Source organism: Bacillus sp. JK62, assembly GCF_053663455.1.
This window is the reverse complement of the sequence record NZ_JBSJQA010000004.1, coordinates 234,359-250,523: the sequence shown is the minus strand read 5'-3', so window position 1 is coordinate 250,523 and position 16,165 is coordinate 234,359. Positions and strand designations below refer to the sequence as shown.

Here is a 16,165-nt window from a genome sequence, read left to right as displayed (position 1 = left end):
ATCTACAGCTGACCCTTTAATCAAACCATAAATATGATCACCGTCTGCCTGTGCTTTGCTGAGCGGCTTAAGCAATACTGCAGCCGCCCCTTCACTCCTTACATAGCCGTCAGCGCTTTTATCAAATGTTTTGCACTTTCCGTCTTTGGAAAGCATACCTGCTTTATCAAAAGCTATAAACAGAGTAGGGCTTGTCATAATATGCACTCCGCCTGCAATCGCCATTTCAAAATCGCCTCTTTGAATCCCCTCAGCCGCACGATGGAGTGCAACTAACGAACTTGAACAGGCAGTATCAATCGGTTCACTCGGACCCGTCAGGTTCAGCTGGTAAGAAATACGATTAGCCAATATACAATGATTTAAACCGGTTGCGGTCTGCGCCTGAACAGAGACGCCATTTTCATTGAGACGTTCCGCATAGTCCGTTGTGGCGACCCCTGCAAACACCGCAGTTTTCGTCCCTGCCAAATCAGACGGCTTATAGCCCGCATCTTCTATTGTTTTCCATACAGTCTCCATAAAAATTCTTTGCTGGGGATCCATTAATTCTGCTTCGGCGGGAGAAATCCCGAAAAACAACGGATCAAAACTGTCCGCGCCTTTGATAAACCCGCCTTTTTTTATTTTTGTTCTATTGACGTCCCTGATCGGATCGCCGTCAAACTCTTTCCAGTCCCAACGGTCTTCAGGAATGTCTGTAATCATATCCCGCCCTTTTTCAATTCCTTCCCAAAAGTCTTCCAGCGTATCTGTTTGGGGGAAACGGCCGCTTATTCCCACTATTGCAACCGGCTCATTCATATGTCTTTCCTCTTGCCTGGTTTTGTTTTCAGGCTCAGGGGAATGTTCATAGGATTCGGGCGGAGGCGTGCTGTACAATGTTTTTTCGTCTGCTGCAGAAAAAGGTTCTGTCTCAGCAAAAAGGATTTCTCCGTATTGCTCGATTACATAATCAGTCAGTTCATCCAGTGAATTGCATTCAAAGAAAATGGACGGCAATAATTCCGTACCATATTGTTGATTGATTTCATTTCCGAGTCTGGTAAACGTAATAGAATCAAATCCGTACTCGCCGAATGAAGTCTCTTCTTCTATTTCCTTTCTGTCAATCTTTAAAATACTTGACATCATCTTTGCGATGCCCTCAATCAGATTTTCTCTCCTGTCTTTCGCCGCAGATTCATCTGAAGAAAAAGATCCGCAGAGATGAAGCTCTTCGGAATACTCACTCTTTAAAAACTCAAGAAGTTCATTAAAATCAGTAAGACCGAAAAAATCTGACGGCATCATTGATATTCCTAATGTTTCGTTTAATTCGTTGCCCAGCATTGTAAACATAATTGAATCAAATCCGTATTCACTTATCGGCAGTTCAAAATCAAATTCCCGTTCTTCAATTTTTAATACGCCGGTGATGATGCGCGTCAAAGTGCTTTTTAAAGATTCAGTAATTGACAGCTCTTTCGGTTCGTGATTTTCGTCGGCGATTGCCGGGTCACTTTTTCCGCTGTCAATCGTTATCATTCGTTCCAGCTTTAATTCATTACCGCTAAATACCATTATTTGATGTTCACACCCTGTCATTGCTTGATCAAATGCTGCAAGGCCTTCCCGTTTTTCCAGAGGCAGCATTCCGAAACGGTCATAAAGGAACTTCTCTGAATGAATGTCAATTTGCATACCGCCTTCTTTCCATAAAGGCCAATTAATCGAGACTGTTTTTCCAGGTTTATTTTCCGCCGCTCTCATTTCCGCAAAATAATCCATAAACCGGTTTGCATAAGCATAGTCAGTTTGTCCGGCATTCCCGATTATTGCGCTGATAGATGAAAACATAACAAAAAAGTCCAGAGGTTCTCTGTCTGTATACCGGTCAAGCCATATCGTTCCGTAAACCTTGCTGGCCAAGACTGAATCGAGATCCTCTTCACGCTTATTGATGAGTAATGAATCTTTTATCACTCCGGCGCTGTGAATAACTCCTTTAACAGGACCTAATTTGTTTTTGACGAGTTTTATCAGGTTGTTGACATTTTCCTTATCAGAAATATCGGTTCTTACATAAAAAACCTCTGATCCGTTTTTTTCGAGCTCTTTTACATTGCTTACGGCTTCCTCAGAAAGCTCTGACCTGCCGATAAGCACAAGTTTTATTCTCCCTTTTCGCACAAGATGTCTGGCAAAAATCAGGCCCAGGCCGCCTGTTCCTCCTGTAATAAGGTAAACTCCCCCTTCTTTTACTTCCATCTTTTTGGAGGGCTCTGCCCTTTCAATTTCTGCAGAGTGTTTCACCTGCCTGATTCCATCTCTGTATCTGATCTCTGAAGCATCATCGCTGATGACTGTTTCTTTCACAAGGTTTTTTAATTCAGGCAGACCGGTGTTCAGCTGTAACTGAATATCGTCGCTGTGTATTTCAATATTTTTACCGGACAACATAGGATGTTCTAAATGAAGCGACCTAAAAAAGCCGCTCATTGCCATTTGATAAGGTAAGATTTGATTGTTCCTTGTGAAAAATACATGTGATATCAGGATTTTATGCCTTGGGATGGTGGCTAACAGAGCTTTCGTTACATTGAAAACCGGCAAAACAGCCTCTTCCAGCTTTTCATGAATGTTATGCTCAATTCCCGTTTCAGGGCTCATCCCGATTAAAATGACGCGGTCAATTGTCACTTGTCTTTCTTTAAGAATCGCCAGCAATTTCTTATAGCCTTCAAGTTTGACGCTGTTCAATTCAAAGGAATCAGCTTCTTTTTCTTGAAAACTGCCGCCATGGCGGACAAAGATCATGTTCAGGCCGATATCTTTATATGCCTTGCGGATTAGCGGTTCTGATATATCCCGACGGAGTGAAATCACAAGGCAGCTGTTTAAACCACTGGCTTCAGGCTGATGAAGCATAGGGGCCCGCTTCCACATATCAGTGTAATACTTAGCTGAATGCCGCTCATTTTGAGTCTGCGGTGTAACCCTTAATGCCTTCAACGCTAAGTTTTTTATTTTAAGACTTACAGATCCGTTTTCATCCATAAATAGTATATGAAACCTTTTGACATCATCATGTTGTCTTTCATCTGCAGCAGTAATGTAAGCATAGCCGTTTGCCGAAGGTGGGTGAAGAATCTCCAGCTCACCTAATTCAAAAGGCAAATATGCGGTGTGATCGTCTTCCTGAGTGGACGTAAACCCGATTGTGGATTGAAAAATGCCATCCAATAAACACGGTTCCAGCAGCGCGCCGGATTTTTTATGAATGCTCTCAGGAAGTGATATTCGTGCAAGAACAGCATTTTCATGGATAAACAGCTGTTTTATTACCTGAAAGCCGGCTCCATAGTCCAAACCGCTCTGCCGGAAGTTCCTATAACACTCAGCGCCGCTGATTAATCTTTTCTGTCCGGTTAACCAGCTGTCCAATTTAAAATGCTCTGTATGAGAGGCGTCTTTATCTCCGCATGTGATAATGTTTCCTTGGCAATGAACTGCCGCTTCAGGCTGCATATCGGTTTTCACCACAAATCTGCCGTCTTTTTGATTCGGCAGCAGTTCTATCATTATCGTCTTTTCTTTTTCAACGGTTATCGGAACCGCCCATACAACCTGACTCAGTTTTATGACTGATTTTCCGTACAGCCTCTCTCCCGCTTCTCTGGCCGCTTCGATGATTGCCGCTCCGGGCAGAACCGTTTTCCCATGCACAACATGGTCTTTTAAATAATATTCAGAATCTGAAAGCGTTTTATAAAATCGGCACTCACCTGCAGAAAAATCAAATAAAGGAGCTGTACCGGCTGCTGATGTTGTTTGCGCCTTATTTGACAACCACAGTCTGTTTTTTAAGAAAGGGTAAGTCGGCAGCGCAATTTTTGCCGGTTTTCTGCCGGTGCGGAAATCTTCCCAGCTTAAATTCCCTCCCGATACCCAGAATTCAGCCATTTCGGCTAATGTGGTTCTGCCGGATTTGAGCGGAAGATCTGATTGCCGCTGTCCGCGTTTATGATTCGGTTTTTTCCCTCTGAATATTTCGTGATCGTCAATTCCATTATAAAAGTGATTTAATTTCAACATCAGATCATCGATATTATTTGAAATGACAGCAAGCCTTTCCGGCATGGCTTCCCGCCCTTCAAGAAGGGTATACGCAATATCAGAAAGGTGAAGCGGCTTATTTGTTCCCGCCGGCTGTAAACACTCGCCCTGCTTATGACGAGCCTTTTGAAGATATTCCTCCAGCTGTTTTGCTGATTCCCGTAAACTCAGTGAATGCTTGGCTGAGAGTACGATAAGTTCCTCACTTTCCTCACAATCCGTTTGACAGTCAGCAGCAGACTCATACTCTTCCACAAGGATGTGTGCATTTGCCCCGCCCGCTCCGAAAGAACTTAATCCCGCACGCCGCGGATATTTGCTGTCAGAATGTTTTTCATTCACGGGTTTTATCCAGTCGGCGGTTTCCTGCTGGAGACAAAAAGGTGTCTCTTCCAGATAAAGATCCGGATGCACCCGTTCAGCATGCAGTGTTGCGGCTATTTTTTTATACTTCATTTGTAAAATAATCTTTGTCAGGCCGGCAATACCCGCGGCCGCTTCGAGATGACCGATGTTAGATTTAATCGATCCGAGAGAGCAATATGAAACATCTTCGGTATAAGCTCTGAACGCCTTGGTCAGGCCTCGGACTTCAATCGGGTCACCCAGCGGCGTTCCCGTGCCGTGGGCTTCAATAAAGCTGACACTTCTGGCGCTCCAACCGGCCGCTTTAAGAGCTCCTTGGATTAAATCCGCCTGTGCGGCAGGATTAGGCACCGTATAGCCATTCGTCTTTCCGCCATGATTAATTGCCGTTCCTTTTATGACGGCGTACACAGTATCATTATCACGTATGGCATCTTTAAGCGGTTTAAGAATAACGGCCCCGACACCTTCCCCGGGCACGAAACCGTCGCCGCCTTCTCCAAAACTTCTGCATTTTCCCGATTTTGAAAGCATTCCCATCTGACACCGGTATAAATAGTCAGAAGGATGAAGATACAAATTTACTCCTCCCGCAACCGCAACAGAGCACTCACCTTTTTTTAAACTTTGGCAAGCCATGTGAATTGCCGTTAAGGATGAAGAGCAAGCCGTATCTACAGGGATACTGGGACCCGTAAAATCAAATGTGTAAGACACTCTGTTCGCGAGAGACCATGGGAACGAATTTGGAAGTACATCGTTTTTGTCCGTCGGTATTCTTTCGCCGAGCAGCTTGTAAGAATTGGTTGTAACTCCCGCAAATACACCGACATGTTTTTCGGTCTGCTTTCTCAACCCGTCAATGGTATATCCCGAATCTTCAAATGCTTTCCATACGGTTTCGAGAAATATTCGTTCCTGAGGATCCATCGCTTCTGCTTCTCTCGGCGATATTTGGAAAAACAAAGAATCAAATGATTCAGCATTCTTTAAAAATCCGCCCCATTTGCAATAAATTTTCCCCTCATGCGCTTTAGCGGGGTCTGGATCATAGTAGGTCTCATAATTCCATCGTTCTTTCGGAATTTCTGTGATTGCGGTTCTCTCTTTTGATAGAAGATCCCACAATTCTTCGATATTTTCAGCCCCGGGATAACGGCCGCTGATACCGATTACCGCTATCCCGTCAAGATGTTCTTTTTCCTCCGCCGCAGGTGCAGTGATGTTTTGTTCCGGCCTGGCGGGGGTAATGCTCTGAATCTGTTTTCCTTTTTCCTCCCGTGAAAATAAACGTCCCAGCCGATCCGGGTATTCCTTTACAAGATGATCTGCTAAATCTCTGATTGTATGAAATTCAAATAAAAGCGTTTTCGAAATTGCTCCCAGTGACTGCTCCAGCTTTGTGTTGCATTGATGAATCATAACCGAATCCATTCCATATTCAGCCAGATGCACATCTTGATCGATCTCTTCCCGTTCTGCACCGACCTCAGAGGAGATGATATTGGTTAAAAACAAAACTGTCTGATCCAAAATATCGCCTTGAGCCAAAGGAACGGCACTGCCTGTCTCTGTTTCGTCCGTCAAAAATCTCTGCTGCATAAATTGTTCAAAGCGTTCGTGATCACCGCAAACTGCAATATTATGCAGCTGACCCGAAGTTACAATCCGCGAAAACCATTGCGTTCCGTCTTCAGCAGGAAGTTCTTCGAGCCCTGAACCATGAAAAAGAGACGTCCGCCCTTGACCTGACAGGTTCGCCCCCATTCCGATGTCTTGCCATAAAGGCCAATTGATTGTCAGGGTGCGGCCGCTGCGCAGAGAATTTTGCCGTTTCTGTTCCCGATATTCGGCGAAATGATCTAAAAAGCCGTTTGCATATGCATAATCACACTGTCCTTCGTTCCCTGCAATAGAGACGACTGAAGAAAAAACGGCGAAAAAATCCAATTCGAGCGACTTCGTTGCATGATCAAGATTCAATGCGCCATGAACTTTCGGAGCAATCACCTCTGAAAGTTCCTGCTTTGTTTTTCGAAAAAGCAGCGAGTCTCTGATAACTCCTGCACAATGAATGACGCCATGAAGACCTGCATGCTGATCGGTAATACCGTCAATCATTTTTTTTACCGCTTCTTTATCGGATATATTCGCCTGTATATAATAAACCTTCGCTTTAAAGCTGTTCAGGTATTCTAAATGTTTCTGCTTATCTCCGTTTAAAACAGATCGCCCCGATAGGATAATGGTGGATCTTTCAGTTTTCGCGCAATATTCAGCGATTTTACTGCCAATCCCCCCAAATCCCCCTGTAATTAAATATACTTTATCTTTTTCAGGGTATTGAATGGTCTTTCTGTTTGTTTCTCTCTGCTTCTCTAACATCCGTGCATATCTTACGCAGCCTCTGTAAGTGATATGAATATGCCGATCAGGCGCTGTGTTTATTTCTTTATAAAGAATGTCAGCCTTCTCTGAACATGAAACGAATGCAGAATCATGTTCAAAGCAAACCGTCTTACAATGCAGCTGCGGGTACTCTTGTTTTACCGATTTTAAAAAACCGTTCACACCTTCAAAATACGGCAATTTTTCTTTTTGATCTGCGCTGAATGTATAAATGAACGTTACTTTGTTTATAAGGTTCTCGCTGATTAAAGCCTTAGTCAGATAAAACACGGAATAAATTCCTGATTCGAGTGTTTCTTCCAGTTCAGGCTGTTTTTCAGACCAAGTATGCAAAATTGCATCGGGCGCTGCGCCTTTTTCCTTTAACAGACGAATGACACCTTGATAATCTTCGGGACACTGCCTGTTGATGGTGAAAACACTGTCGCTTATCTGCTCTAAACGGTCACCGGGCATAATAAGATATGCGGACGTATTCTCTCTTTTTTTCAGCTCTTCAAAATAGTCTTTATTCCCGGAGAACAACAAAATAGTACAGGCTTGTCCGCTGCCCGCTTCATTCTCAAGTGCGGTTTCTTTCCATACCGGCGTATAAAGTGCCTGATTCTTCTTTTCTGAAAAAGCCGCGTCTGATTTTACCGGCTGAGGGTTTAAAGAAAATTGAGAGCGCTCAAACGGATAAGGCGGAAGCGGGGCTTTTCTTTTATGATAATCACCTAGTTTCGCCCATTCAATCTCTTCTCCTGAAAGCCACATTTGCATAAATGAATGATAAAGAGCCTCATCGGCTGGTTTGTCCGCTTCAAAAGCAGCCGCTTTGTTTAGTTTTGCTGATGGAGGGAGCGATCCGAATTGAAAAACTGAAAAATCAGAGATATTTACATCCGGCTCCGTTCCCTTTTCTTCCGTGTAAAGCGGCATATGGTCAGCTATCTCCTGAGACACGGCATCCATTTGATTGTATTCTGTCATCAGCGGAAAACGGGCCTTATCATAAAAACCTGCCGGCTGCTCATTCATACAAGCAACAGCCTGTTTAATTCCGTCTTGCTTTTTCAATAACATGCTCAGAAAAAGTTCTTTAGACAAGATTCCCTCATCCAGTAAATTTAATATTTCCAGAACATAATCATTATCAAAGAATCCATCATAATCTGTTAAATCCCATCTCTTATACAGTCTTCTCATAGAGGCAAGGATAGCCATGATCGCCGCTTCCTCATCAGCCGGCAACGCGTTTCTTTTATCCGCCGTGCGATTCACAATATAAGATAAAATCTCGATTTCCTGAGTCTTTCCCGCTTTATCCCACTCTTCTAAAAACCCTTTAAACGTATATTGGTGCTCAAGAAGCAGCCGTGTTTTCCCGTACAGACGGTCTGTAAAATCAGCCGGGAAGCTCAGACCGTTCAGCAGCATCCTTACATATTCTTCATTTAATCGAACCGGCGGGTACGTTTTTGAAGTGTACGGATTGACAAATGGAATGGACGGCGGCTCACAGGATAAGTGCGAAGGTTTTTCAGCGCCTGTGATGACAGAAATGGCCTTTTCAATTTTGATGATATCCGCTGCTGCAAGAGCGACGTAATATCCGTCTCCGGCGCCTGTAATGAGGCTTGGCTTAAAACCGGATGCCAGGATACTTTTTATGATTTCCGTATTGATAACTAAAGAATACAAGCGGATTTTCTCAGGCGTCCATTTTCTTTTAAATGAACTGTGCAATGTTGGTATACCCTTCAGCACCGACCTTACGTTCTTTTCTAAATCAGGGAACACGCGTTTCAAAACGGCAAATTGTTTATAACTTTCCCATTTGAAGTCACCGATGGCAAGCGCCCATTCAGAATCTTGTTTCCTCCGAAAACTTAATCCCTCTTTAAGCTGATTTTTAAATTCCTCCTTGCTGCCTGCCAATAAACCAGCCCTGTAATCAAACGATGCCCTTGTTAAAAGGGTGCTGCTGATCACTTCATTTGATATTTTGCAAAATTCCTCAGAATCGTCAGAAAATGTTCTCCAATTATGTATCATTTGTTTCATGCTTTCTTCACTTTTAGCGGAAAAAAGGAAGGGAACCCTTCCCTTTCTGTCAGATTCGTCTTTTGTATGTATAAATTCTTCGATGATGACGTGAGAGTTAACACCTCCAAAACCGAAGGAGCTGATTCCCGCCCTGAGCGGAGCCCCGTCTGCCGCCTTCCAATCACTTGAATCAAGCGCCGGCCTAAACGGTGTTTTTTCAAACTGTATAATTGGATTTACCGTATGTACATTCAGGCTTTTCGGCACCCTCCGATGTTTCATCATCATTAGAACTTTTATCAATCCGGCCATTCCCGCCGCTGCTTCTGTATGACCGATATTTGTTTTCACACTTCCGATCCTGCAATATTGAGTATCCTCAGTATATTGCCGATACGCTTTTGTCAATGCTTCTATTTCTATCGGATCGCCCAGAGATGTACCTGTGCCATGTGCTTCTACATAAGAAACCGTCGCAGCATCAACAGCAGCGTTGTGTAAAGCTTCTGAGATGACCCGGCACTGCGCTTCTGCTCTGGGAGCGGTTATGGAACGGGATTTACCGCCATGATTAACAGCTGTCCCTTTTATGATCCCGTATATATGGTGACCGGCTTTTACTGCATCACCAAGGCGCTGCAGCAATACAACGCCTGCCCCTTCTCCGGGAACGTACCCGTTCGCCGCTGCGTCAAAGGTTTTACATTTGCCGTCAGGACTCAGCATTCTGGCTTTAGAAAAAGAAATATATTTTCCGGGTTGGAAATTCAAGTTTACTCCCGATGCGATCGCATAATCGCTTTCTTTTGTCCGCAATGACTTAACCGCTTCATGTAAAGCTACAAGCGACGATGCACAAGCGGCATTTACAGACATGCTTTTTCCGGTCAAACCGAATGTGTATGAAAGCCGGTTGGAGAGCATAGCTTCGAAACTTCCTAAACAGGCGTAACTGTCGATTTCCGATTCAGCATGACCTGTCTGCCGGTAGTCAGAATTCATAATACCCGCAAAAACAGAAGTGGTTTTACGCTGGAGATCCCGCAAAGAGACCCCGGAATCTTCGATGCACCGCCAAGTTTCTTCTAAAAGGATTCTTTGCTCAGGATCCATGTTTTTCGCTTCCCGGGGAGAGATATTAAAAAACTTATGGTCGAAATGGTCAGCTTTATGAATAAAACCTCCCCACTTGCTGATTGTTTTGTTCGGTATACTGATATCAGCTGAATAATAAAGATCGGGATCCCACCGTTCAATCGGCACTTCCCGGATGGAATCTTTGCCGCTATTTATGTTTTCCCAGAATTCATGATAATGATCTGCATCGGGGAATCTGCAAGCAACCCCGATTATCGCGATATCCGCACTCTGTTTATTCAAATGAACCATTGGCCTCCACCCGCCCCTTCTTTAGTGTAGAAATAACGTATCCAATCTGCGCCTTAGCAGACTTTCGGTCTCATTCATCATTTTTTCACCAATGTCATCGACATGTCTGTTTCTCCATGATTCCAAATCCGTGCCCTTTACCCAATGATTAAAAGCGCCTAAAGACGGGCCGCAATGAACTTGGAAATTCACCTTTTGTTCTTCCTGCCCTTCCAAAGCAAGCAGACATCCTCTCTGCAAATACCACTTAAATAGTAACAGCATCTTATATTTTTGATTGCGCTCAGCTTTTTGGGCCAGGTTCGGCTGTTTTTCTATTATGCTTTCGTAGATTTCATCAAAAGTCTTGTTAAAATAAACATTTTCGATCTGAATTTTTGTCTTTTCATCTATCTCACTCAAAGACTCATATTGTTGGTAGATTTGAAATAATTTATTTGCCCTGACCGGAAACAGCGTGCCCTTTTTCAGCACCTGCACCTTTGTTCCGAACTCAAACAGAGTCTCCGAAGGCGCATAAGCAGTGTCGCATATTCCTGTCTCACTCAGCATTTCTTTAACAAAACCGCTTGTTTCGGCTTCAACTGTACATTGATTAATGGATCCCGTCATAATAAAATCAGCGCCCATTAAAAAAGCAGACGCCGCAGACTCGGGAGTTCCGATTCCTCCCGCGGCCCCGACTCTGATCTTCCTTGCGTATTTGTGTGTTTCCATCATTTCATCCCGCAGGTTAACAAAAAACGGCAGCATCGCCGTCAATGAGCCCTGTTCGGTATTACTGCCGCAATCTGCTTCAATAATGATATCGTCTGCTGCCGGAACACGGCTGAGCCACTCCGCCTGCTCTTTCGTCAGCATACCCTGCTGACACATTCTCTTTACGATACTTTGAGGAGGCGGACTCAGAAATGCGGCCGCAACTTCCGGCCGTGAAACTTTGGCAATGATCCGATTATGAGGTATGACCCTGCCGCTTTTGTCCATCTTCAACTGATGCGCTTTGTAATAAATTAATGGCGCGCTGACGGAAAGATACGAAGACGCTTCTATTACCCGTACGTCATGCTTGATATATAAATCTATCAATTCCTTTTCTCTATCTTGATGATCCGGCTCAAATCGCAGATTCATTCCATAGGGCTGGCCACTTTTGAGTGTCTTCTTAATAGAAATAAGGGCCTGTTCAATTTCCCTTATAGTTAAACCCGCTGTGCCAAAGAACCCCAGCATTCCTTTCTTCCCGAGGCGGATCAGCATTTCAGCGGAAGAGATCCCTCTATGCATCGCACCTGCCAAATACGCGTATGTCAAACCGTAATCTTCTTTGAAAGATTGATCACCCAATCGGGACACCGGTGAAGCCGCACTGCTTTCTATATTTTCGGCCAAGAGGCCCTTATCTTTCCCGCTTTCCGAATTGTCCTTGTTCCCTTCAGAAAACAAGAGACTGTCTTCCGGCGCACTAATATTAAGCGGTTCCTCATCTCTTTGTATGGTTTGAATTAATTTAGTCAGAATGTTTCCGGGACCGATCTCTTCAAACACAGTGACGCCTTGTCCCATTAAGTACCTGATGCTTTCAGTCCATTTCACCGAGTTTGTTATTTGTTCAATTAAATTCCGTTTGATATCTTCTTGTTTATAAGGTCTTGCCGTATAGTTAGAGATGACCGGGAAATTCAATTCAGAAAAATGAAACTCCTCGATAAATTCCGCAAATTCACGCTGTGCACTTTCCATAAAACGAGAATGAAAAGCTCCGCCGACTTGCAATACGATATAAGCTTTCGCCCCTTCTTTTTCAAAAAAAGAGGCTGCCCGCTTTATCTCTTCTGCAGCCCCTGCTATCACAATTTGTGAAGATGTATTGTAATTGGCGATATCTATTTGGCCGAATTCATACTTTTGAAGTATTTTTTTTATGTGATGCTCATCCAGTCCGATCACGGCAGCCATTCCGCCCTCGGAAGCCTCACTCATTAACTCGCCTCTTTTAGCAACCAGCCGGAGACCTGTTTCAAAATTAAAAACGCCGGCCGCAAAAAGCGCAGTATATTCACCCAGACTATGTCCTGCAACAGCATCAGGGCGTGTATGACCTTCTTTTAAACCCTTTAAATATTGGAGTGCGCTCACTGTATAAATTGCAGGTTGTGTATACTTCGTATCAGTGAGCCTCTCTTTTTCATCTGAAAGGCATAAATCCTTTATGGAGTATCCTAAAATATGATCTGCCTTTTTAATGAGCTCACTGAATTCATCGAATAAGCCTCTGCCCATTCCTTTAAACTGCGCTCCCTGTCCGGGAAAGACGTAAGCAAGCATTTGTTTTCCTCCTTGTTCCGTATTTCTGCCGTTTCTTTTCGTTCCGATTGTTATTTGATTAACATTTTTCACTTCAATTTTAAAATTGTCATTTACTTAATAAGCAATACGAAGCAAATTAAAAAAACCTTTATGCCGGATAAAGGTTTAAAAGCAAAAAGCATGTGCAAAGATCATATTGCTCAAATCTAAATAGAAAGAATTTTCTGATAATTAAAACCGCATTTTCATTCTGTTTTTTATATATCAATATAATAAAAACATTCCAACGTGCCGAAACAACGATTGGTTTTATGTGAATATTTCCCTAAATAAATACTATACCATGATTTACATGTTGTCAATGGGAAACACACGTATATACCAATTCTTCAGCCGCCATTTTACAGGCGGCTGAACTCGGTTGTTATCAGTTCATCAGCCCATGCCGATATGCCTTCACTATACTATTCGCGGAATAATAGTTCTTTCTCTTTGTTGTAGTCTTTAGTAAATTGATTGAACTCCTCTGCTTGTTTATGCACCTTTTCGTAAACTGAGTTTACTTTGCTGATCTGCTCTTCCAGCTGCGCTAATGTGAGCTTTTTATCTTTAATCAGTTTATAAAGGTCCTTATCAAGTGAAATGGCTTTTTCGTACTTTTTGTACAAAAGATCATAAGATGCATATCTTTTCTCCATTAAAGCGACAGCATGCCCGGCTTTTTCTTTTACTTTCTTATCCTTTATTTCTTGAGAAGTTTTTTTTGCGGATTCAAATGCTTTTTTTGAATCATCAATACTGTCTTTTTCTGCTTTCAGATGTTTTTTTCGCTGATTTGCATTGCTCAGAGCCTGATCAGACAGTGTGACGATTTTCTTGTAATCATCCATATTCAGTTTAACCGCGCTGTCGTAAAGCTTGTGCTCTTTTTTCTCCAATTTTTCCAATGTTTTCTGCTCTTTTTGAAACGGTTTTTCCGCTTGAACGGCTTTTTCCATCGAGTCATGAAGCGATTCAACCGGATCTTTTCCCCCGCAGCCCGCAAGCAGCATACTTGCGGCGCCGAGCGCTCCGATTCCTGCTAATACCTTTTTTTGAATCATATTCACTTAAAATCCCCCAATCTTGACAATTTCCACTATAGAAGCCCGAACGCTTTTTGACAATAGCTGAGCTGTAATTGGCATGACCGGGTAAAAAGACGCTTACGGTGCTGTCAAAGAATACTGGCGTAAAAAATTGAGAAAACAGGGCGGATGACCATACATCTTTTTGGCTTTTACATAGTTTATAGTAGACGCCGGCCCTGCTGACAAAGGGTCAGCGTAATTAAAAGAGGAGGTTTTTTTATGTACGGATATGGATTTGGCGGCGGATTTGGCGGCGGTTGCTGCGGCGGCGGATACGGTTATGGCGGTTACGGTTATGGCTGCGGCGGCGGATATGGCCGCACATTCGCATTAATCGTCGTATTGTTTATCTTATTAATCATCGTCGGTGCCGCTTATTTAGGCTGCGGCTGCTGACCTTATACACCATGAAAATCGGCCGGCCTGCTATGGCCGGCCAATTGTTTCGTTGCGCCGCGATAAAGAAATTCGCTATAATTTACATATTAAGCTTTAGGAGTGAAGTTTCTTGATTACTATGGAAAATATTGTACGCGACGGACATCCCGCGCTCAGAGAGATCGCTGAAGAGGTTCAGCTTCCCGCTTCTGACGAAGAAAAACAGCATCTTGCTGATATGATTGAGTTTGTGAAAAACAGCCAAAATCCTGAATTAGCCGAGAAATACAAGCTTCGTCCGGGCGTCGGTCTTGCCGCTCCGCAAACAGACGTAAAAAAACGGATGATCGCCGTCCATGCAGAAGATGCGAAAGGCACTTTATACAGCTATGCTCTTTTTAACCCTAAAATCGTCAGCCACTCAGTGGAAAAAAGCTACTTGACGAGCGGAGAAGGCTGCCTGTCGGTAGACGAACCCATTCCCGGCTATGTGCCGCGCTACGCCCGTATCCGCGTGAAGGCGGTGACGCTTGAAGGAGAACAGATTGACATCCGCCTCAAAGGTTTTCCGGCCATCGTGTTTCAGCACGAAATCGATCATCTGAACGGCGTGATGTTTTACGACCATATCGATAAAGAAGATCCGTTCAAAGAACCTGAAAACGCCATTGCCATTGACCGTTAAAAAAACCGGCACTTCCCAAAGTGCCGGTTTTCTTTATTTCAAAAGGCCCAGTTCTTTGACGGCCCAGCTGATTCCCTCTTCATCCACCGGCTTTGTGACGAAATCGGCGGCAGCTTTTAATTCCGGAACCGCATTTCCCATCGCCACCCCGGTGCCGACAAAACGGATCATCTCAAGGTCATTTAGTCCGTCGCCGAATGCATAAGTATCACTTACGCCGTACGGAAGCCGCTCAAGCACTCTTTTAATGCCTTCCGCTTTTGAACCGCCTTTCGGAAGCACATCCGTGGACAATTCATGCCAGCGGACGTAATCAAACTCCGGAAAAGCGGCATATGCTTTTTCTTCATGTCCGCGGCAGAATAAAAGCAGCTGATAAATTTCTTTTCCTTTATAAAATGTTTCATCAACTTCGGGATAAGGCGCTTTCAGACTGCCGATTCCTTCCGAGACGTGCGGATGTCCGGGGACGGTCGTTTTCATCGTGTCTTCCGCCATAAATACGACGGGGTGCTCCCCTTCTGCCGCCTGCTTTAATAAACGCGCAACCGCATCTTCAGGAAGAGGATTTTTATAAATGACCTCACCTTCAAATACGACATACTGGCCGTTGTATGAAATAAATGATTCAATCTCAAGCTCTTCCAGAATCGGTTTTACCATAAACGGGGACCTTCCGCTGGCGATAAAAACGTGATGGCCAGCCTCTTTAAGCGCCGTCACGGCGTTTCTTGCGCTATCGGGAATATGTTTATCATGGTCATAGATCGTGCCGTCAATATCAAAAAAGATCAGTTTTGGTTTCATGTCAATTTCTCCTTTTTCCCGTTTATCAGTCGTGTCTTTTTCAATATCATCATACAGAAAGTTTTTCTTCCGGAAAACCGCCTTGATCAAATTCCAGTTTTACCCACGAAAACAAATTCATTTTTTCCGCATACTACTGCTATAAAGGGCTTTAAAGGAGGTATACGATGCTGCGCCGATTACGGAAGAAACTCAGAAGACAGTGGGGCGGAATGCTCCGGAAAAAAGTCATCGCGTAGAAGGGATCTTTCGGTTTTTGAAAGTCCCTTTTTTGCTCGAGACTTTCCTTATAATCCGTTTTCGAATATAATAGAATAAGCGAGTCTAACATACGGCATTTAAGGAGAGATTTGGATGATTTATAAGGTATTTTATCAAGAGAAGGCTGACGAAGTACCTGTTCGGGAAAAAACAGATTCACTTTACATTGAGGGCGTTTCAGAACGGGACGTCAGAACGAAACTGAAAGATCAGAAATACAACATTGAATTTGTTCAGCCTGTGGACGGTGCTTTTTTAGAATATGAGAAGCAGAGCGAAAATTTTAAAGTATTGGAGTTATGAG

General features: G+C 43.6%; 7 protein-coding genes. 3 read left to right on the top strand and 4 right to left on the bottom strand.

The window, feature by feature from the left end; genetic code table 11:
- The 3 genes from ACWJJ4_RS12420 to ACWJJ4_RS12410 form a co-directional block, all read right to left on the bottom strand.
- Nucleotides 1–10,290: SDR family NAD(P)-dependent oxidoreductase (locus ACWJJ4_RS12420; protein ID WP_454021671.1), on the bottom strand; the 10,290-nt coding region annotated here is incomplete at its 3' end.
- A 21-nt stretch (nucleotides 10,291–10,311) separates the two neighbouring features.
- On the bottom strand, nucleotides 10,312–12,618 hold the full coding sequence (fabD, locus tag ACWJJ4_RS12415; protein ID WP_454021670.1) for an ACP S-malonyltransferase: 2,307 nt from the start codon (nucleotides 12,616–12,618) through the stop codon (nucleotides 10,312–10,314).
- A 446-nt stretch (nucleotides 12,619–13,064) separates the two neighbouring features.
- Nucleotides 13,065–13,703 (bottom strand): YkyA family protein, encoded by a 639-nt coding sequence (locus tag ACWJJ4_RS12410; RefSeq protein ID WP_077723151.1) that lies wholly within the window; start codon nucleotides 13,701–13,703, stop codon nucleotides 13,065–13,067.
- Nucleotides 13,704–13,949: 246 nt separating this feature from the next.
- On the opposite strand from ACWJJ4_RS12410, the gene ACWJJ4_RS12405 reads away from it, so the two are divergent.
- Nucleotides 13,950–14,126 (top strand): YjcZ family sporulation protein, encoded by a 177-nt coding sequence (locus ACWJJ4_RS12405; protein ID WP_032862645.1) that lies wholly within the window; start codon nucleotides 13,950–13,952, stop codon nucleotides 14,124–14,126.
- A gap of 112 nt (nucleotides 14,127–14,238) precedes the next feature.
- Nucleotides 14,239–14,793, top strand: coding sequence for a peptide deformylase (gene def, locus ACWJJ4_RS12400; RefSeq protein WP_039063011.1), 555 nt, complete (start codon nucleotides 14,239–14,241; stop codon nucleotides 14,791–14,793).
- A gap of 33 nt (nucleotides 14,794–14,826) precedes the next feature.
- Here def and ACWJJ4_RS12395 read toward each other — a convergent pair whose 3' ends face one another.
- On the bottom strand, nucleotides 14,827–15,600 hold the full coding sequence (locus ACWJJ4_RS12395) for a Cof-type HAD-IIB family hydrolase (protein WP_031378771.1): 774 nt from the start codon (nucleotides 15,598–15,600) through the stop codon (nucleotides 14,827–14,829).
- A 354-nt stretch (nucleotides 15,601–15,954) separates the two neighbouring features.
- Between ACWJJ4_RS12395 and ACWJJ4_RS12390 the strand changes: the two genes are divergently transcribed.
- Nucleotides 15,955–16,164, top strand: a complete 210-nt coding sequence (locus ACWJJ4_RS12390) for a DNA-dependent RNA polymerase subunit epsilon (RefSeq protein WP_003154548.1) — start codon at nucleotides 15,955–15,957, stop codon at nucleotides 16,162–16,164.
- Nucleotide 16,165 lies beyond the last annotated feature (1 nt).